The organism is Actinomycetota bacterium, from assembly GCA_035759705.1.
Taxonomy (GTDB): domain Bacteria; phylum Actinomycetota; class CADDZG01; order JAHWKV01; family JAHWKV01; genus JAJCYE01.
In genome coordinates, this window is record DASTUJ010000223.1 from 1 (window position 1) to 17,989 (window position 17,989).

Below are 17,989 nucleotides of genomic sequence, written 5' to 3' on the forward strand. Positions count from 1 at the left end.
GTCGACCCTCGACTTCAACAACGCCAACGCCGCCGGGCTCATCGTCAGCCGGTGCGAGGCTGCCGCCTACCACCGCCGTCTTGGGCTGGACCGCTCCAAGTACTGGCCCGAGGTGCGGGACCAGCTGGACGCCGCCGACAAGGTCGCCGCCGTGGACTACCTGGATGCCCAGCGCCTGCGCTCGGTCCTGGCGAGGACGATGCTCAAGGTGTTCGAGGAGGTCGACGTCCTGGTCATGCCCACCAGCCTGGTGCCGGCGCCCCTGGTCGAAGAAGCCGAGGACTATCTGCTGGTTCTCTCCCGCAACGCCGTCCCGTGGAGCTTTCTGGGCTTTCCGGCAATCTCGGTTCCCTGCGGCAGGACGGCCGGCGGCCTCCCGGTCGGGCTGCAACTGGTGGCCCCTCCCCACGAAGAGGCGACGCTGGTGGCGCTCGGGAGCGCCTTCGAGTCCGCCCGCTAGCTCGCCGGGCGAGTGAAACGGCTGTGGTGGCTCCTGGTCCCGGCGCTGGCCCTGGCCGGTTTCTGGTTCCTGCGCAAGAACCCACCCCCGCCGGCGCTTCCCACCTGGGCGACCGCGTCCGAGGGGACCGAGCTACGGGACGGATTCCGCGTCCCCACCGGAGCGCTGCAGCTGGGCCCGGTCCTGCAACCCGACCCTAAAACCGGTTGGACGGCTGTCCTGGCGGTGACCGGCGACCCTCTCGAGGTCTGGGAGGACTACCTGCGCCAGCTGTCCGGACGGTTCCCGGACCGGGCGCTGGACCCGGAATCTCGCCGGGGCTGCCGAACGACGAGGGATGAAGGCTTCGGCTGCTACATCTCGCTCAGGTCGCCCGAGCCCGGGGGCACAGAGGTTATCGGAGCCACCCTTCTGAACGCCCCGGATGACGTGACGGGCCGCTACCTGGTGGTTGTCGAGTCAACCCGGTACCAGACAACGCTCGACTACCCCGAGGTCCTCCCGGAACCGTGGAAGGGCGGCCGGGCGCCCGACCCGAAGCCGGCCGGGAAGGCTCCGCAAGCGGGGGAGCCGCTGGCGCCGTCGACTACGGCGTACGACGGCGACGAGAACCGTTACGTGGTCATCGAGGGAAGTGAGTTGCTGGCGCAGTGGGGCGTCGGGAGCCTCACGGGAGGTTTCGAGGTGCTGCTGGCCGTCTCGCCCGGGGCCGACCCGGAAGCCATGGGGGAGGCCTACTCCCGGCAGGCCGCGCAGTACGAGGAACAGACGCGGGTGGAGCGGTTCACCTCAGGCAACACCGAGTACATCCATTACCTGCCCCCGGGCGGCGCCGGGGGGTACCAGGGGGACGTATGGGTGGTGGACCCGCTCGGGCCCGGCGGATTCATCTTCTACAGCCTGATCAACGATTGAAGGACTAGCTGGCGCCGATCCCCCGAAGCTGCTCGCTGGGGCGCATGGAGCACTCCTTCTTGCGGTAAACCGGGTGCATCTCGTTGTTGCAGACCGGGCATTCCTTGTCGTCCTCGTCCGCGTCCATCGTGATGTGGCAGGTCTCGCACTTGTACTCGGCCATAAACGCCTCCTTAGGGCTCGGGGCAGTCGATAGAACTCTTTCTACATGATCGCACCCCTGCCTCAGCTAAACAGGGTCTCTAAGGAGTTGTTTCCGCCGTGGGCGTGGGCGAAACCGGCGCCGGGCTCGCGGCCGGCTCCGGCGGCTCCTCCTCCAGGTCCTCCGGGGCAACGATCGTTCGCTTCAGCAGGAACTGCTGCTGGGGCCCCCGGACGTCGATGCGATCGTAGCCGAGCAGGGTGTGGCCCTCCCGGTCGAAGTAGAGAACCTGCAGGGCGATCGTGCTGTCCGACTCGGGCGCCAGCGACTTCAGCCCGGCGGCGCCGGTGCTTCCGACTCCGAGGATGACGGTGCCGTCCTCCTCGCCGGCCGACCACCTGTGCTCGTGCCCGTGGATGATCAGGGGCACGTCGCCGTAAAGGCGGGAGGCGGCCAGCTTGTCGTGAATCACCACGAGGTCAGGCGTTTCCTCCAGGGCCTCGAACTGCTCCTCGACCGTCCGGGAGAAGGCCCGCTTGGCCTGCTTCTGCTCATCGGTGGTGGGCTGCTCCACCTGCTTGTCGGGCGTGAACAGCGGGTCGCCGACGCCGAAGATTTTCAGGCCGCCCACCTCGGTGACGGTGCCGTCGACAATCCGGGCGTTCGGCTTGGACGCCACGGCCTCCTGGGTGACCGAAGAGTCGTGGTTGCCCCGGATGAACAGGTAGGGGACATCGAACCCGGTGATCCGGTCCAGAAAGCCGACCTCGAGCGGCGACCCCTCGGCAGTGGCGTCCCCGGAGTCGATCACGGCCTCCACGTCGAACCGGTCGGCCACCAGCTGGGCGACGTCGTAACCGACCGGGTTCAGGTGCAGGTCGGAGATGTGGAGGACGCGGATGGCGTCGGTGGGGATCGGGTCCTGCTCGGCGAGAAACTGGTAGAGCTGGAATGTGATGCCGCCGATCTCGTCCAGCTCGGTCCTGAGGGCGTTGAATCGCTGCCCGAACTGCTGGACCGGGCCCAGCAGTTCCGGCGACCGGCTGATCGCCCCGGTCAGGGTCGGCTGCCGGAAGGCGTCCGGGTTGTAGCCGGCGAACGCCCCCAGGTACAGCCCGAGAGGGGCAAACACCGCCGCGCCGAGGGCGATCGCCAGCTCCCAAGGGGAACGGACCCGGGCGATGGCTGCGACCAGAGCCCCGGCCACCAGGCCGCCCAGCAGCAGGCGGAGGGCGTACTTCTTCAGCGCCTCGATGAGGTCGGCCCGCAGGGTGGCGACCAGCGCATCCTGGGTCGGGCGGCTCTCGACCAGTGCCTCTGCGCTGTAGGTGTCGACCGAGGTGGGGGACAGGACGACCTCGACCGGGCTGAGGTGGGTGGCCGCCTCGATCGACCCGAACGGCGGGATGGAGACCACGGTGGTCCCGTTTAGCTGCGGCCTCAAGCCGATCTCGACCTTGCCCGGCCCCAGGTCGTACTCACCCCGGACCGCCGCCGCCATGAGCGCAAGAGAAAGCAGCGCTGCGGCCAGGGCGATCTCCAGCCACCGGGGCGGTAGAAAGCGCCTCCAGCCGCCGGCGGGCGCCGTGGCGTGATCCGCATCGATTGAAGGCTCGGGGCTAACTTTCGACAAGACGATCGAGGTTGGAGCGGACCTCTTCTTCGGGGATGTGCGTCAGGCTCTGCTCAACGACGGTCCCGTCCTGGTTTATGAAAATCCAGGCGCCCCGGTAGACGACGTCGAAATGCCGCCACAGCTTGCCCGAGTCGTCCACGCCGTGGACCATCGAATCCGGCCACCTGAAGTCCTTGACCGCCCGCTCCATGGCGGGCTGGCCGTCCTGTCCGGGCGACGTGAAGAACAGAACTTTACCTTCGTAGTCTCGCGCCACCTGCGCGACCATCGGCGCATCTCGCCGGCACGGAATTCACCAGGGGGCCCAGAACCAAAGGGCCACGTCCTTTCCCTGCAGCTCGGACCCGGTGACCTGGCTTCCCCCACCCAGCCGGGGGGCGGCGAACTCGAACAGGTCGGCGTTGTCGGCGGCCGCCGGCCGGCTGTCCTCGGATGGCGGCCGGGGAAACGACTCGGTGTTGTTGCCGCCGCACGACGCCAACAGCAGGAGCCCGACCAGGGCCGCTACCGGGCGGAGGGGACTCACCACGAGCAGTCCCGGCACTCGGCGGTTTCGTCCTCGATCTGAAGGGTGGCGTGTTCCACGGCGAAGCGGTTGGCGAGCAAACTCTGGGCCGACCGGAGGATCCCGGCCGAGTCGGCCCCGGCGCAGACCTTCAGGTGCGCGGAGGCGACCTCCATCTCGGAGGTCAGGGTCCAGCAGTGAAGATCGTGCACGTCCACCACTCCTTCGAGCTCCATCAGAGCCCTCGCAATCTCGTCCAGGTCCAGGTGCGGGGGAGCCGCCTGGACCAGTATCCGCAGCGTCTGGCTGGTCAGTCGCCACGTCCTCGGCAGTATGAACAAGCCGATTGCGGCGCCGGCGATGGGGTCGACGTACGGCCAACCCGTGAGGGCAATGATCACCGCAGCAACTATTACCCCGACCGATCCGAGCGCATCCGCTATCACCTCAAGATAAGCGGCGCGGACGTTCAAGCTTTCCCTGGCGCCTCCCCGGAGTAGCAGAAAGGCCACCATGTTGGCGGCGAGACCCCCGATCGCGACCAGCAGCATCGGCAGGTTCGCCACCTCCGGCGGGTCCTGGAACCGGCGGAAGGCTTCGAACAAGACGTACCCTCCGACGCCGAACAGCAGGACCCCGTTCGCCAGGGCGGCGAGGATCTCGAGCCGGTAGAGGCCGAACGTGCGGTGGGGATCTCTCCGCTGACGGCGGGCAAGCTGCATGGCTGCCAGCGCCATCCCGAGACCCAGGACGTCGGTGAACATGTGCCCGGCGTCGGAGAGCAGCGCGAGGGAGTTGGACAGAAGTCCGAAGGTGACCTCGACCACGAGGAAGACCAGGGTGACGACGAAAGCCCCGAGCAGGCGGTTGAAGTTGCCCGCCCGCAGGGCGTCGCCCACGTGGTGGTGGGTGTGGGCGTGGCTTCCACCCGGCCCGTGCGAGTGCCCGTGGTCGTGGTCGTGCAGGTCGTCGTGGACGCGGCGGGCGGGCCTAGCCATGGGCGAGGTGCTCCCGGGAGGTCCGGAGCAGCATCCGGATGTGCTCGTCGTCCAGGCTGTAGTAGATCAGGCGGCCCGCCCGGCGGTTCTTGACCACACCGGCGATGCGCAGCAACCGCAGGGCGTGGGAAACCGAGGTCTCGGGGACGTCCAGAGCCGCCGAGATGTCGTTGACGCACAGCTCCTCGGTTTCGAGGAGGGCGTAGAGGATCCGGGCCCGGGTGGCGTCGGCGAACAGCTGGAACATCTGGGCGAGCCGGCGCGCCTCGGCGACCGGCGGCACGCCGTGGTCCTCGACAGCTGAAGGAACAGATGTCTGGTTCGCCATGAACCCTCCAACGTATGACTAACTGTTCATATATCTTACGTCACGCGTGGAGGGGGCGCCGCAGTGTGGGGGTTTACTAGTGGGCTAGTCCGGCGAGCTTCAGCAGACGCATGAATCCGTACCAAACAGATCGCTTGATAGTCGGTCGCTCGTCGGCCGCAGCCCAAAAGTCCGGGTCCGTGTCGTACTGGGTCTCCGTGGCGCACCTCCTTTTTTGAGTTGGACCGACGACGCTAGCACTCAGGCCGCGGCGTCTGGTGGCTTTAAGCCAAACAAACCGGAGGTCAAGCCGAAAATTGCGATGCCGCCGAGCAGGGCACTGGCTAGCACAACCCCCATCGCCAGTAGCGTCAGGTCTGTAGGGGCCCGGCCCTCGAAGGTCTGAATCAGCACGGCGAGGATCAGGCCGATGTAGCCCGCGGAGGCGATCCACATGATCCGGCGTTTCCTGGCGCTCGAGAGCGCAGTGGCGGCGAGGAGCAGAGCGAGGATCGGCAGCACTTGAATCGCGTGCATGGTCACGGCATGCGGGAGCTTCATCACGCCGGCGGCGCCGAAGATCGCCAGGTCGGTCTCCTGGGGCGCCTTGTCGATGATCTCCCCGTTGGCGATGATCGCTCCGCCGAGGATCTGGGAGGCGATCAGCACGAGCATCCCGATCCGGACCCCGATGACCAGTGCCGGGTCGGCATCGAACGGCCTGAAGGCGTGGATGGCGATGACCACGATTGCGAGGCCGAGGACAGCGACAGTCAGGCCCATCAGAGAGAAGATCGTCGAGTCGAATAGCGTGTCGTCGTTGAAGTGTGAAGGAACCCCGCGCCACTTCTGGAGGCTGACGAAGAAGACCTCGAGAGCCGAGGTGACCGCAACGGTGACGGTCGCCGCAGCCAGCGTCCGCCGCCGGCGCAGCAGCGAGGCGATCCAGGTCAGCGTAACCGTGGTCAAGCCGAACGAAAGCCCGAAAGTGACCGGCTTTCGCCACGAGACGGGCCCCTTCCACGGTCCGCCGTCCACGAAGAAGACGCCGAGGTGGAACAGCCCGCTTAAGATGACCGCGGCGCCGAGAATCCAGCAGAACGTCTGGTGGGGCCGGCGGACCACCCAGGCCCGCCGAAAGGTGCCGAGTGTGGCATCCGTGACCCACGCAACAAGACGTGTGTCCATGGATTGACTATCGCGCAACGCCTCTGGGCGGAACAGAGTCACACTTAAGCAGGTTTACCCCTTGTTAAGCATTTTAAATGGTGGTACTTTGCACTGGTTGGGCAGTGTAAATAGCCGGGCAAGAACTAAGGAGGACGCTTTTGAGCGTAACGGAGCAACTTCTCAAGAACAACGATGACTACGCAGCCACCTTCGACAAAGGCGACTTGCCCATGCCTCCGGCCAAGCAGACGGCGGTTCTCGCCTGCATGGACGCCCGTCTGAACGTATACGGAATCCTCGGCCTCGAAGAGGGAGACGTGCACGTCATTCGTAACGCTGGGGGTGTTGCCACCGACGACGCGATCCGTTCTCTCACGATCTCGCAGCGACTGCTGGGCACCAAAGAGATCATCCTGATCCACCACACCGACTGCGGCATGCTGACCTTCACCGACGACGCTCTGGCTCGCCAGATCCAGGACGAGATCGGCCTGAAGCCCCGATTTGCCATGGAGTCGTTTCCGGACCTCGATGAGGACGTCAAGCAGTCGATCGCACGGATCAAGGCCAGCTCGTTCATCCCGCACACCGATCAGGTCCGGGGATTCGTCTACGAGGTGGAGACCGGCAAACTCCGGGAGGTTGTGTAACCGAAGTCGATCACGTTGCTGGAACGTCATATTGACAACGTGGCAACCGCCGGGTCACCGGAATGAAACAAACCACGACTACGTTGTAGCCAAGACTGAGCGGAGAGCCCACTGGGAGGGCTCTCCGTTCTTCTTATTTCGCCCCCCTCCGGATGGCATCCCAGTCTCGGGTCGGACAAATTCAGAAAAAGTTCGGATCACTGAGAGTCGTCATTCGTCACCTTGGGTACTCTGGAGGGGTGGCTGTGACAACCCGCTTCCGCAGGGCCTTCCTGGTCCTCCTAACGGCCGCCACCGGCATGGTAGCCGCAGTGCCCCCGGCCTTAGCGGCGACGCTTCCCACCGGATTCACAGAGACTCTCGTGACCGCCGGTCTGTCCGCCCCAACTGCGATGGACATCGCTCCCGACGGCCGCATCTTCGTCACCCAGCAGGGCGGGGCGGTGCGTGTGATAGCCAACGGAGCGCTGCTCCCAACTCCATTCCTGACACTGTCGGTAGACCCCCAGGGCGAGCGGGGCCTCCTCGGCATCGCCTTCCACCCCAACTTCGCAACCAACGGGTGGGTGTACTTCTACTACACGGTCCCGGGGTCGCCCCCGCACAACAGGGTGAGCAGGTTCACCGCCATCGGCAACGTCGCCGCGGCGGGCGAGACCGTCATCCTGGACCTCGAGAACCTCAGCGGCGCCCAGAACCACAACGGCGGCGCCATCCACTTCGGCCCCGACGGCAAGCTGTACGTGGCGGTCGGTGAGAACGCCAATCCGCTCAACTCCCAAACGCTCAACAACCGTCTCGGCAAGATCCTGCGCCTGAACGCCGACGGGACCATCCCTGCCGACAACCCGTTCTTCTCCGCGGCGACCGGCGCCAACCGCTCCATCTGGTCGCTCGGCCTGAGGAACCCGTACACCTTCACCTTCCAGCCCGGCACCGGCCGGATGTTCATCAACGACGTCGGCCAGAGCGCCTGGGAGGAGATCAACGACGGCGTCGCAGGCGCCAACTACGGGTGGCCCTCGACCGAGGGCCCGACGACCAACCCCAACTTCCGGACGCCGCTGTTCTCCTACGGGCACGGGAGCTCGCTGACCACCGGCTGCGCCATCACCGGAGGAGCCTTCTACAACCCGGCCACCGTGCAGTTCCCGTCGACCTACGTAGGCAAGTACTTCTTCGCCGACTTCTGCAGCGGGTGGGTCCGGACTCTCGACCCGGCTAACATCCCGTCGCCGACCAACCCGAGCTCGGCCCCCGGCTTCATCTCCGGCCTGGCCAACCCGGTGGACCTCAAGGTCACTCCGGCCGGGAGCCTCTTGATACTGACCCGCGGCAATGGCTCGGTGATCGAGATCAAATACCCGGCGCCGCCGGTCGGCCCGACCATCGCCCACCCATCCTCGACCAGGATCGTGAACGGCAACCTGCGTAGCGGGTCGGCGGCCAACCTGGCGGCCAACGACAACAGCTTCTTCCAGGTCAACACCGCGACAGGCTTCAAGACCTCCTGGTATGCGTCGATGACGAACGTCCCCAACACCGCCACCAACCTGAGCCTCACCTACTCCGGATCGAACTCGGTGGCCTGCTCGCAGACCCTTCAAGCCTTCAACTTCACCACCCGAACCTGGGTGAACCTCGACACCAGGACGGTCGGACCCGCAGAGGTGACCATCGCCGAGCTGGAGCCTCCGGGCGCGGCCCGGGACTACGTGAGCAAGAACAGCGGCCGGGGCGATGTACGCCTGCGGGTCATCTGCCAGGGCGCCCGGGCCACCGGCCCCTTCTTCTCGAGCGGCGACTTCGTGGAGCTAACGTACACGGGATAAAGCTCGATGAATCTTCTAGGGCCAGTCGGGGTAATAATCGTCTTGAGCCGCTACCCCGGCGGCACCGTTTAGAGGAGGTAGATATACATGGCAGATTCCGAACAGGATCTCGGTGGAGACGTCACCGACACCGGTGACACCGGCGCAGGCGCCGATGCCGGCGCAGGAGACGCGGGCGACACCAGCACTGTCGCAGACGACTTTCCCACGGTAGAGCCGGCTCCCGAGCCCGACAACCCTCGCTACAGCACCGAGCACGAGGAGCCCGAGGGCGAACCGCAGCCGATCCCCGGTGGCGATGGCGGCGAAGCCTAACCCGGAATCTCGCTTCAACTGCCGCCGGAGGCGCCCATCGGGCGCCTCCGGCGCGTTCAGTCCTCCAGAAGGTAGTGGAGGAACCGCTCGGGGGACTCCAGAAAGTCCCGCCAGGTCTTGACCAGCTCCGGGTCCTCGAAGCTGTCGGCTTTGCGCATGCCCCAGGGGCCCGGCTCGAAGACGGTGGCACCCGGCAGGGTGACCAGTATTGGTGAGTGGGTGCTGACGATCACCCGGCTGCCTCCCTGCGCATCAGGTCGAGCAGGCGGACCAGTGACAGGTTGTAGGGGAGCGGCGAGTCCTCTGCACTCGCCTCAACGCCGACCAGGTTCACGAACGGGTTCCAGACCCCGAGTCGGGGATAGACCTCGGCGAGCGCCTCGATCAGCGTGTTCTTCCCTGCCGTTCTCGCCGACGAGGAACGTCACCCCGGCCGGGATCTCGAAGCCCTTGTCGGCGATCAGCTGGGCGACTGCCGGAACGTTGAACGGCCAGGCCGCTGGGTCCGGGGCGTAGTTGTGCGGCGGCCGGCAATCCAACCCGCTCGAAGTGCCGGATCATCCCCGAAGCATAGAGCCCAGTTTGCGCCTCCCTGGGCTGGAGGCACCGTTATAGGAGCACAGCAGCTAGAAGTGCAGGTCGACTCCGAAGAAGATCAGGGGCCACAGCAGCAGCGCCAGAAGAAACGAGAACGCGGCGTTGAGTGTGTCGAAGTGGACGTAGTTGTTGGCGCTTGCAACGAAGAACCCGACCACCACGTAGACCAGCGAGAAAATGCTTCGCATCAGGCAGTTCCCTTCACGCTTGACGGGGAGGACCCCGGTCCGCCCCTTTGCCGCCGAAAACTTAAGAAACCGGAGTCTATACCTCCACCTCCGCCGGACCGGACCCCCACCCGAGGGACTCGTTCCAGCTTCCCCGGGCTAGGTACAGGCCGCACGCCGCGAGGGCCGCGAAGATCGTGAGGTTGACCCAGAGGCGGGGGTGCGCCAGGTCGACCTGCTCGCGGTAGCGCAGCACCTGGACCCCAACCGCCGGCAGGATCAGGAACAGAACCGGCGAAGCCAGGCGGACCCGGTCCCGGTCGTTCTCCCGGGCGATCGACAACAACAACGAGCCGATGACCAGCACCCAACCGGAAAGCACGCGGGCAGTCAGCGGGGTCAGCGTCCACGGGAACGACGTGATCAGGTAGTCGGGAGAGACGAAGGCGGCCAGCGCGTCGAGCACCAGGATCGCCCCCAGCCCGATGAACAACATGCGCATCCCGCGGGGCAGTGGGGCGCCAGCCGGAGGGAGCGCCGAACGCTTCTGGTGGTAGAGGTACATTGCCAGCAATAGGGGCGGCGGCAGGATGTAGCTGGCCAGCCAGATGTTGAAGCGCAGGGTCCCGGTGAAGAACAGGTCCCAGTGCAGGGCCGTCGCAATCATCTCGGCGCTCGTGAAGACGAAGGCGGCCGGGATGATCACCCGGATCATCTCCCACCGCCTGGCCAGGAACTGAAGGATCAGGGTCGGGGCGAAGGCGAAGTAGAGGCCCCCGAGCACCGCCGCCATGACCACCGACTTGATCTCCCATGCGAACCTGGTCGCGGTGTCCTCCGGGAAGAACCCGATGGTGGCCAGCGACGCCACTCCGAAGAACACCTCCAGGCCGAGGACCCCCCGGAAGAACGGGTGGATCGGCGTGCCGGTCGCCCTGCGGGTGTCACTCACTGCGGAACGACCTGATCGAGAGGGCAACCAGTGCTGCGGCGCCCAGGGTGAACAGCCCGAACCACAGCCGGTCCGGAAGCTCGGATGAGGAGAACAGGCTGCGGTGAATGAACGAAGCGGTCAGCACCCCGACCGCAAACACCGCCATCGTGATCGCGCCCGTGCGCATGCGGCTCCAGAGGCCCATCCGGCCGAGCAGCAGGCTGCCGATCCCGAACGACAGGAAGGGGGCCGAGTACAGCTGGGCCAGCTCGTCGGGGATCGGCCAGGGCCAGACCCCGGCCATCGTCGACGGTGCCACGAAGAGGGCGGCCGCCAGGAGGGCCAGAAGGATCCCCTGGCCGAGCAACCAGGCGCGAACCCAGGCCGGCACGTTGCCCCCACGGCCGGCGGCCAGTATCTCGTTGCGGTGGGCCCAGGCCACCCAGAGGGCGATCGCCGGGTAGACGCCGTACGCCACGAACCAGATCCAGGTCTGGATCGTCGAAAAGTCGAACAGGTCGGTGTGCAGCAACGACACCACGAAGATTCCGGTGGTCCAAACGGCGGTCATCACGGGGACCACGGTGATGTCGCTCCATCGGTTGTACAGGCAGCCGCCGAGCAGGAGAACGAAAGCCGAGAGGTACATCGCTCCCAGAAAGCGGGCGTGGAGTGCCGGGATGGAGAACGGGATGGACTTCTGGATCTCAGGAAGGAAGTAGCCCCAGAACCCGATCCAAAGCGCCGAGAGGCCGACGGCGGCGAAGAACAGTTTCTCCCAGCGGGCGACGGCGGGCGGGGCGTCCTCTTCCGAGGCTCCGACGCTCGTCTCCATGCCAGCATCCGTGTCCATGCCCAGCGGGATTCTAATAACCGCCGGCTCGATTTGGAACAGAAACTGCCGGCGAAGCCTTACAGGTAGAAGATCGGGTCCACCCGGGCGCCGTTCAGGCGAACCTCGAAGTGCACGTGCGGGGTCTCGCAGGACCCGGTGCAGCCGACCAGGCCGATGACCTGACCACGCTCGACCCGCCCTCCGGCGACCACCTTCACGCTCATGTGGGCGTAGAGCGTGGTGACGCCGCCGCCGTGGTCGATCATCGAGCAGATGCCGTAGCCGCTTCCGCACGCGGCGCCCGACACCGTCCCGCTCTGCGACGCCAGGATCGGTTCGCCGGTCCTGCCCCTGAGGTCGATGCCCGTGTGCATGCCGTCGGAGCGCACGCCGAACCCGGACAGGAACTCGCCGTCTACCGGCCGCAGGTAGCCGGTGCCGCCGTCGACCCTCGGCTGGGGCGCAAGCGGGGCCGGAGCGAGAGGCTTTATCAGCGCCACGGGGGCTACGGCGCCCAGCGCCGGTGAGATGTACCGGGCCCGGGGCGGCTCCGCCGGCTCAGAGCCGGCGGCCCCGAAATAAACGATGACCGACCCGAGCAGTGCCGCCGAAACTGCCAGCACGGTTGAGATCCTGCGGACGACGGTCGTGGTCGAAACCAGCCCCGCCTCCTGGCGCCCGGGGTGAGGGGGGCGCAGGCGCGCAATGGGCGTGATGACCAATTGGGGCTCCTATCCGGATTCGACCGCGTGAAGTTGCTAGGGGAGAAGGACGAGCGTCACCCTATTACATGCGAAACGAAGCGTGTCGGGTTAAGGAGCCTTGGCGGCGTGACAGAACTACCCGAGCGGCGCGCCTATTGCATCCTTCTGCTCTTCGTCGACGAGCTCCGGGTAACCGAGCCCCTGCATCAGCTCGTCCTCGGAGTCCAGGGCCTCCCGGCGGTTCAGGAGGGCGTCGGCGGCGACACCGGCCAGCTCGGCGACGAACTTGTCGACGTCGTTCTTGCTCCAGACGAGCCACTGCTGCAGCAGCGCCAGATCTGAGTGAAACCGCTCCTTGAACTCATGGGCCTCGTCGAGTTCCGGCACCTGGATCTCATAGGTGAACAGGATCTGATCCGTGCCGACATCGGCTTCCGGAATGTTGTTGGAGTGCTCGGTCGGCCGGTACTTGAGCAGCTCTGCAGTTCCGCTCATGGGAACTATGAAGCTGACGACCCCCTCTTCGGGACGGTGGGTCTGGATGTCCTCGACGTCCAGCTCAACCGGGACGGCGCCGTAGGTGTCCATCCAGTAGGCGGAGTCCTGGACCTCCTCACGACTGGCTCTCGCTATCGCGGCGAGCATCTGATCCATCTGGGGGTGAAGTTCGGCCCGTAGCTCACCGTCGGAAAACAAGGGTTCCATCTCAATCCTCTCGCGTCTGGACAACCATCTTGTTCTTCTTATCGGCATCTGTCGGGACTTGCGATAGCGGATCCTGCGATTCGCTCTCAGGCGTCCATTAGGTCCCCGCCCAGAAACGCCTCGTAGGCCCCAAGGTCCAGCAGGCCGTGCCCCGAGAGCCCGAACAAAATGGCCTTGGAATCGCCGGTCTCCTTGCAGGCCAGCGCCTCGTCGACCGCCGCCCGGATTGCGTGCGACGACTCGGGGGCCGGGATGATGCCCTCGGATCGAGCGAACTGGACTGCGGCCTCGAAAACCTTGCCCTGCGGGTAGGCGACTGCCTCGATGATCCCGTCCTTCACCAGCCGGCAGACCAATGGGGCGTCGCCGTGGTACCTGAGGCCCCCGGCGTGGATGGCCGGCGGGATGAACTTGTGGCCGAGCGTGTACATCTCGAGCAGGGGAGTGGTCTCTGCGGTGTCGCCGAAGTCGTACTCGAAGGTGCCCTCCGTCAGGGTCGGGCATGCCGTGGGCTCGACCGCGATGAACCGCATGTCCTTGCCGCCCTTCGTCTTGTCGGGGACGAAGGGAAAGGCCAGGCCGGCGAAGTTGGACCCCCCGCCGACGGCGCCGATCACGAGGTCCGGAAAGTCGTCCGCCATCTCCATCTGGAGCTTGGCTTCCAGCCCGATGACCGTCTGGTGGAGCAGGACGTGGTTCAGCACGCTGCCCAGGCAGTACTTGGTGTCCTCCCGCTTGGCGGCGTCCTCGACCGCCTCTGAGATCGCGATCCCCAGCGACCCCGGTGAGTCGGGGTCTTCGGCCAGGATGGCGCGCCCGGCATCGGTCTCGTTGGACGGCGAAGCGACCACCCGGCCGCCCCAGGTCTGCATCATGACCCGCCGTCCCGGCTTCTGGTTGTAGGACGCCCGCACCATGTAGACCTGGCACTCGAGGTCGAAGAACGCACACGCCATCGAGATCGCGCTGCCCCACTGGCCGGCACCGGTCTCGGTTGCGATGCGCTTCACGCCCTCGGACTTGTTGTAGTAGGCCTGGGCGATTGCCGTGTTGGGCTTGTGCGACCCGGCCGCCGAGACGCCCTCGTACTTGTAGTAGATGCGGGCCGGGGTGCCGAGCAGCTTCTCCAGGCGCCGGGCCCGCACAAGCGGGGACGGCCGGAAAGTCTTGTAGACGTCCATGACCGGGCCGGGGATGTCGACCCACTCGTCCGTCGTGACCTCCTGTCCGATCAGCGCCATCGGGAAGAGGGGGGCCAGCATCTCCGGGCCGATCGGCTCCTTGGTGCCGGGGTGGATCGGGGGCGACGGCGGCGTCGGCATCGACGGGACCACGTTGAACCAGGCTGCGGGGATCTGGCTTTCGTCAAGAGTGAACTGAGTGGAGTCGGACGCCATGGCTCTCTCCTTCGGTCGCAAGTTGTAGGTAGTTATTAAAGCCTGCCCGGTGCTTTTGTTCTAATTCGAACGACCCGAAGGTGTCATGGGTGCTGGCTAGACTCCTTTCGTGATCAAGACGTCTAAGCCGGATCTGGAGCTGGGCGGCTACCTGTTCGAGCTGTGGCTCGCCGGCAACGGATGGGTGAGGCGCCGGGTGGAAACTGTCGACTTCCTGGGGGCCGGCAGTCTTCGACGGAGCGTTAGCGTGGACTTTGAGATCCCTGAGACGAACTTCGTCACGCCCCACCCGCTCCCGGTTCCGCTGGCTCTTCTGGAGAGGCGGCCGCTGGTCGATTTCGACATTGTCGACGAGGCCGGGTCGGCCATGCCCGTATGCACCCGTGCGGAGAACGCCTACGCCGCCTGGTCGATGCTTGCTGCGGTGGCGGCGGCAGAGATCAACGATGCGGATGGCGAGAGCGCCGACCGGGCCATCGAACCCCTGTACGAGGATCTGAGGATCATTGCGTTCGGCGACTCGCAGGCAGCGCTGCAGCTTCTGGAGGACCTGGGGGAGTCTGAAGACGACCTGAAGCGAACGCTTGCTGAAAGCTCTTTCTTCGATGCTGTGGCGAGGACGCTGGCGACGGTGTTCCTTCTCCTGGTGCCGGTAGGTGGTTCGCCCGGACAGCGCCGGGTGGTCAAGTTTCGTTACACCCTGGGGCTCAAACGCTTCGGATCCGGACCGGAGCGGTTTTGCCAGGCGATGGGATGGATGCCCGCCGGATTCGAGTTTTACGTCCCGGCGGTGGGCGAGTCGGAGAGTTACCACTTTGAGCTGGCCGCCCCCACCGACCTGGAGGTTGCCCGGTCGCGCCTTCGCCTTAAAGATCCCGTAACCGGGCGGGAGGAAATCGAAGGTGTATCCACCGGCACCCGGGCCCACCTGTACACCACCGGCAAGGAGCCCGACGTCGACGGTACAGCGCTCGTTTGGCTGCAGATTTCCAGGACCGGACTGCTCCGCTCCGGATGCGTGGTAGCCGGGATGATCTTGGCGGTCCTGCTGTTCTTCTTCGCAACCGGCCGGCTCGACAGGCCTCCCCGGGATATCCAGAGCGCCATCCTGCTTACCCTGCCGGCGCTGGTTGCGACGCTGGTGGTCAGGCCGGGGGAGCACGGTCTGGTCACCGAACTCCTCCTTGGAGTCCGGTCGGCAATTGCCCTGGCTGGGGCGGCGGCCTACACCGCGGCGCTGCTGCTAGGTTCGGGAACGCGCGGTGAAATGCTGTTCGTGTCCTGGAAGGTCCTGCTTGGACTCAGCAGTCTTTGCTTCATGTCCCTTTTACTGGCATTCTTAATGTGCAAGCGGAAGTCTTCAGCCGCAACGATCACTTAGCAGGAGCGGTATGAAAGAGACCGGATCCACCGAGGCCAAGCCGATGACCGCAGGATGGTTCCTTCCATCGGCCGAGGTCAACCGTGTGACTGCAAGGATCTTTCACGGCAAGATCGTCACCCGGCAGCCGAGCGATGTCCTGGCCTCATTGAGAAGACTTCAGGAAAAAAGGGCGTAACTCTCAAGTTTCGGCCAACGCCCGTCTTATCGCTTCGACCGATCGGTCGACGTCCCCGGCCGTCGTCGACCAGTTCGACACCGATATCCGCATGAACCGCCGGCCCCGCCAGGTTGTACCGCCGGCCCAAAATGTTCCTTCCCCCTGAACCGCTTCGATCACCCGATTCGTCAGCTGATCCGTCCCGAAGCTCACCAGCACCTGGTTCAGCTCAATCACGTTGCCGATCTCCACGCCGTCGATCCTCCCCAGCTCTTCGCCGAACCGCCGGGCGTGGGCGCAGCACCGGTCGATGAGATCCGCCAGGCCATCCCTTCCCAGCTCCCGCAGAGCCGCCCAGGTGGCGAAGCCCCGGGCCCGGCGGGACGACTCCGGCACGTAGTCCGCCGGGTGCCGCCGCGCCCCCTCTCCATGGCCGGTCAGGTACGCCGCGTTGTAGGACATCGAGGCGACGTGCGCTTCGGGGTCGGCGCAGAAGACGTAGCCGCAGTCGTAGGGCACGTTCAGCCATTTGTGGCCGTCCACCGACCACGAGTCGGCCAGTGCGATTCCGTTCACCAGGTGCCTGGTGGAGGGGCTGGCCGCGGCCCACAGCCCGAAAGCGCCGTCGACGTGCACCCAGGCGCCGTGCTCCTTCGCCGCTTCGCACCCGGCCTCGAGGTCGTCGCAGGCGCCGGTGTTCACGTTCCCCGCCTGGAGGCAGACGATGGCCGGGCCTCGGGGACCCGAAGCCAGGACACCGTCCAGCGCCGCAGTGTCGATGGCCCCGTTGGGGCCGGCCGGCACCGGCTCAACCGCCGCGTTTCCGATCCCGAGCAGCCGCAGCGCCCGGTCGATGGTGGCGTGGCGTTCCTCTGAGGCGACGATGCGAATCCGCGGTGCACCCTGCAGGCCCTGCTCCTCGACGTCCCAGCCGGCCTTCGCCAGCACCGAGTGCCGGCCGGCGGCGAGGGCCACGTTGTTGGCGCCCTGACCTCCTGTCACCAGACCGAACGAAGCGGAGGCGGGTATGCCGAAGAGGTCCTTCAGCCACTCGCCGGCGACGTCCTCGACGATCGCCCCGGCGGGCGACGTTGTGTAGTTGAAGGCGACCTGGTCCCAGCCGGTGGCAAGAATGTCGGCAACGGTGGCGGAGTCCAGCGACCCGCCGACGACGAAGCCGAAAAACCGTGGCCCGGCGGTGGTCATTAGGGCCGGCTCGACCGCCGCCGTGAGTTGTTCCAGGACCGTTCGAACGCCGGCGCCCTGCGCCGGAAGCGGTCCGCCGAGGGCGTCGATGAGGCGGGCGGGGTCGACGGAAGGGGCGACCGGCCGATCGTGGAGACCGCCCCGGTATTCGGCGATCTGATCAGCTGCCCAGTGGAGAGCGTCGCCGAGGTCGGACACCCGAAGGATTATAGAAGCCGAAACCGGACGACGGCCTCAGCCGGCTAGGCGTACGATGAACCGACCACCCGAAAAAAGGGGAAAATCATGGTCAGAACCATCCTCATGGTCATCGGCGCAATCGTAGTGATTCTGTTCATCCTGCGGGCACTGGGGTAGGCCCGGCGCGGGCGGTGGGAGCGGAGGTTAGGGGGCTGGGTCGCCCGATGCAAGGCTGTGGTAAGCGCCCGCCGCCACGTACGTGACATGGGTGTTCAGAACAAGGGTTGGGACCCGGCGATCGGTCGTCGAACCATCCCCCACCGTCCCAAGGCCATTCCATCCCCAACCGTAGACCTCGTCGTTCTTGACTCCCAGGCTGTGAAGAACGCCTGCCGAAGCGTCCTGCATGCCGGTGCCGGTCACCACCGGACGGTACCGGTCCAGGCCCGTGCCGTCGCCAAGCTGCCCGAAAATGTTCCACCCCCACGAGTGGAGCCTGCCGTCTTGGCCAACAGCCAGTGAATGGGCGAAGCCGGCCGAGACCTTCTTGATTCCCTGCAAGCCTGGGACCAGGCCCGGGAGAGGGTGGCTGGTCGCAGACCCGTCACCCAGCTGTCCGACCCCGTTCCATCCCCACGCCCATACCCTGCCCGTGATGTCCGACGCCAAGCCGTGAAGTGCCCCGGCAGAGATGCCCGTAATGTTCTTGAGTCCGACCACCCGCACCGGTGAGTTCCGCTGCGTCGCCGTTCCGTCGCCCAGCTGGTTGTAACCGTTCCACCCCCACGCCCAC

Annotated in this window: 23 protein-coding genes; 7 read left to right on the plus strand and 16 right to left on the minus strand. The window is 66.0% G+C overall.

Annotated elements, in window-relative coordinates:
• Both VFV09_15570 and VFV09_15575 read left to right on the plus strand, forming a co-directional pair.
• On the plus strand, positions 1–460 hold a 460-nt coding region (locus VFV09_15570; GenBank protein HEU4869129.1), incomplete at its 5' end, for an amidase family protein.
• A gap of 12 nt (positions 461–472) precedes the next feature.
• Positions 473–1,375: a hypothetical protein gene (locus tag VFV09_15575; GenBank protein HEU4869130.1), complete on the plus strand. Its 903-nt coding sequence runs from the start codon at positions 473–475 to the stop codon at positions 1,373–1,375.
• A 4-nt stretch (positions 1,376–1,379) separates the two neighbouring features.
• Here the strand turns inward: VFV09_15575 and VFV09_15580 are convergent, their stop codons facing one another.
• The 7 genes from VFV09_15580 to VFV09_15610 all read right to left on the minus strand — a co-directional run bounded on the left by VFV09_15580 (position 1,380) and on the right by VFV09_15610 (position 6,151).
• The gene (locus tag VFV09_15580; GenBank protein ID HEU4869131.1) at positions 1,380–1,538 is read right to left on the minus strand and encodes a hypothetical protein; all 159 of its coding nucleotides are present in this window, start codon (positions 1,536–1,538) and stop codon (positions 1,380–1,382) included.
• A 79-nt stretch (positions 1,539–1,617) separates the two neighbouring features.
• Positions 1,618–3,150 (minus strand): metallophosphoesterase, encoded by a 1,533-nt coding sequence (locus tag VFV09_15585; protein HEU4869132.1) that lies wholly within the window; start codon positions 3,148–3,150, stop codon positions 1,618–1,620.
• Positions 3,137–3,409, minus strand: a complete 273-nt coding sequence (locus VFV09_15590; GenBank protein HEU4869133.1) for a hypothetical protein — start codon at positions 3,407–3,409, stop codon at positions 3,137–3,139. The genes VFV09_15585 and VFV09_15590 overlap by 14 nt, the downstream gene beginning before the upstream one ends.
• Positions 3,410–3,445: 36 nt before the next feature.
• The gene (locus VFV09_15595) at positions 3,446–3,697 is read right to left on the minus strand and encodes a hypothetical protein (protein ID HEU4869134.1); all 252 of its coding nucleotides are present in this window, start codon (positions 3,695–3,697) and stop codon (positions 3,446–3,448) included.
• Entirely contained in the window at positions 3,676–4,656 is a 981-nt protein-coding gene (locus VFV09_15600; protein ID HEU4869135.1) for a cation diffusion facilitator family transporter, read from the minus strand. Before VFV09_15600 ends, VFV09_15595 begins: the two co-directional genes overlap by 22 nt.
• Complete coding sequence (locus VFV09_15605) at positions 4,649–4,984, minus strand: metalloregulator ArsR/SmtB family transcription factor (protein ID HEU4869136.1); 336 nt, start codon at positions 4,982–4,984, stop codon at positions 4,649–4,651. The genes VFV09_15600 and VFV09_15605 overlap by 8 nt, the downstream gene beginning before the upstream one ends.
• Before the next feature lie 240 nt (positions 4,985–5,224).
• Positions 5,225–6,151 carry a hypothetical protein gene (locus VFV09_15610; protein ID HEU4869137.1) on the minus strand — a complete coding sequence of 309 codons (927 nt, stop codon included), beginning with the start codon at positions 6,149–6,151 and terminating at the stop codon, positions 5,225–5,227.
• A 140-nt stretch (positions 6,152–6,291) separates the two neighbouring features.
• Between VFV09_15610 and VFV09_15615 the strand changes: the two genes are divergently transcribed.
• From VFV09_15615 to VFV09_15625, 3 genes are all read left to right on the plus strand, one after another.
• Positions 6,292–6,783: a carbonic anhydrase gene (locus tag VFV09_15615; protein HEU4869138.1), complete on the plus strand. Its 492-nt coding sequence runs from the start codon at positions 6,292–6,294 to the stop codon at positions 6,781–6,783.
• A 239-nt stretch (positions 6,784–7,022) separates the two neighbouring features.
• Entirely contained in the window at positions 7,023–8,615 is a 1,593-nt protein-coding gene (locus VFV09_15620; GenBank protein ID HEU4869139.1) for a PQQ-dependent sugar dehydrogenase, read from the plus strand.
• An 87-nt stretch (positions 8,616–8,702) separates the two neighbouring features.
• Positions 8,703–8,930 (plus strand): hypothetical protein, encoded by a 228-nt coding sequence (locus tag VFV09_15625; GenBank protein ID HEU4869140.1) that lies wholly within the window; start codon positions 8,703–8,705, stop codon positions 8,928–8,930.
• Between the two features lie 56 nt (positions 8,931–8,986).
• Here VFV09_15625 and VFV09_15630 read toward each other — a convergent pair whose 3' ends face one another.
• The 7 genes from VFV09_15630 to VFV09_15660 form a co-directional block, all read right to left on the minus strand.
• Positions 8,987–9,163, minus strand: a complete 177-nt coding sequence (locus VFV09_15630; protein ID HEU4869141.1) for a hypothetical protein — start codon at positions 9,161–9,163, stop codon at positions 8,987–8,989.
• Positions 9,164–9,556: 393 nt separating this feature from the next.
• On the minus strand, positions 9,557–9,715 hold the full coding sequence (locus VFV09_15635; protein ID HEU4869142.1) for a hypothetical protein: 159 nt from the start codon (positions 9,713–9,715) through the stop codon (positions 9,557–9,559).
• A gap of 76 nt (positions 9,716–9,791) precedes the next feature.
• The gene (locus VFV09_15640; protein ID HEU4869143.1) at positions 9,792–10,646 is read right to left on the minus strand and encodes a hypothetical protein; all 855 of its coding nucleotides are present in this window, start codon (positions 10,644–10,646) and stop codon (positions 9,792–9,794) included.
• Positions 10,639–11,481, minus strand: coding sequence for a hypothetical protein (locus VFV09_15645; protein ID HEU4869144.1), 843 nt, complete (start codon positions 11,479–11,481; stop codon positions 10,639–10,641). Before VFV09_15645 ends, VFV09_15640 begins: the two co-directional genes overlap by 8 nt.
• 59 nt (positions 11,482–11,540) lie before the next feature.
• Positions 11,541–12,185 carry a M23 family metallopeptidase gene (locus VFV09_15650; GenBank protein HEU4869145.1) on the minus strand — a complete coding sequence of 215 codons (645 nt, stop codon included), beginning with the start codon at positions 12,183–12,185 and terminating at the stop codon, positions 11,541–11,543.
• Between the two features lie 117 nt (positions 12,186–12,302).
• Positions 12,303–12,872 (minus strand): hypothetical protein, encoded by a 570-nt coding sequence (locus VFV09_15655; GenBank protein ID HEU4869146.1) that lies wholly within the window; start codon positions 12,870–12,872, stop codon positions 12,303–12,305.
• 86 nt (positions 12,873–12,958) lie between these two features.
• Positions 12,959–14,269, minus strand: a complete 1,311-nt coding sequence (locus VFV09_15660) for a TrpB-like pyridoxal phosphate-dependent enzyme (GenBank protein HEU4869147.1) — start codon at positions 14,267–14,269, stop codon at positions 12,959–12,961.
• 109 nt (positions 14,270–14,378) lie between these two features.
• On the opposite strand from VFV09_15660, the gene VFV09_15665 reads away from it, so the two are divergent.
• Both VFV09_15665 and VFV09_15670 read left to right on the plus strand, forming a co-directional pair.
• Entirely contained in the window at positions 14,379–15,650 is a 1,272-nt protein-coding gene (locus VFV09_15665; protein HEU4869148.1) for a hypothetical protein, read from the plus strand.
• A 10-nt stretch (positions 15,651–15,660) separates the two neighbouring features.
• Positions 15,661–15,828 carry a hypothetical protein gene (locus tag VFV09_15670; protein ID HEU4869149.1) on the plus strand — a complete coding sequence of 56 codons (168 nt, stop codon included), beginning with the start codon at positions 15,661–15,663 and terminating at the stop codon, positions 15,826–15,828.
• A 3-nt stretch (positions 15,829–15,831) separates the two neighbouring features.
• On the opposite strand, the gene VFV09_15675 is transcribed toward VFV09_15670, so the two are convergent.
• Together VFV09_15675 and VFV09_15680 are read right to left on the minus strand one after the other, a co-directional pair.
• Positions 15,832–17,214, minus strand: coding sequence for an aminotransferase class V-fold PLP-dependent enzyme (locus VFV09_15675; protein ID HEU4869150.1), 1,383 nt, complete (start codon positions 17,212–17,214; stop codon positions 15,832–15,834).
• A 186-nt stretch (positions 17,215–17,400) separates the two neighbouring features.
• The coding region (locus tag VFV09_15680; GenBank protein ID HEU4869151.1) for an RCC1 repeat-containing protein at positions 17,401–17,989 on the minus strand (589 nt) is incomplete at its 5' end.

Bases quoted from the DNA above. Each gene is read 5' to 3' on its own strand.
- VFV09_15625 (HEU4869140.1), top strand. From the start codon at position 8,703: ATGGCAGATTCCGAACAGGATCTCGGTGGAGACGTCACCGACACCGGT.
- VFV09_15580 (HEU4869131.1), bottom strand. From the start codon at position 1,538: ATGGCCGAGTACAAGTGCGAGACCTGCCACATCACGATGGACGCGGAC.
- VFV09_15645 (HEU4869144.1), bottom strand. From the start codon at position 11,481: ATGGACACGGATGCTGGCATGGAGACGAGCGTCGGAGCCTCGGAAGAG.
- VFV09_15605 (HEU4869136.1), bottom strand. From the start codon at position 4,984: ATGGCGAACCAGACATCTGTTCCTTCAGCTGTCGAGGACCACGGCGTG.
- VFV09_15660 (HEU4869147.1), bottom strand. From the start codon at position 14,269: ATGGCGTCCGACTCCACTCAGTTCACTCTTGACGAAAGCCAGATCCCC.
- VFV09_15635 (HEU4869142.1), bottom strand. From the start codon at position 9,715: ATGCGAAGCATTTTCTCGCTGGTCTACGTGGTGGTCGGGTTCTTCGTT.
- VFV09_15655 (HEU4869146.1), bottom strand. From the start codon at position 12,872: ATGGAACCCTTGTTTTCCGACGGTGAGCTACGGGCCGAACTTCACCCC.
- VFV09_15610 (HEU4869137.1), bottom strand. From the start codon at position 6,151: ATGGACACACGTCTTGTTGCGTGGGTCACGGATGCCACACTCGGCACC.
- VFV09_15600 (HEU4869135.1), bottom strand. From the start codon at position 4,656: ATGGCTAGGCCCGCCCGCCGCGTCCACGACGACCTGCACGACCACGAC.
- VFV09_15670 (HEU4869149.1), top strand. From the start codon at position 15,661: ATGAAAGAGACCGGATCCACCGAGGCCAAGCCGATGACCGCAGGATGG.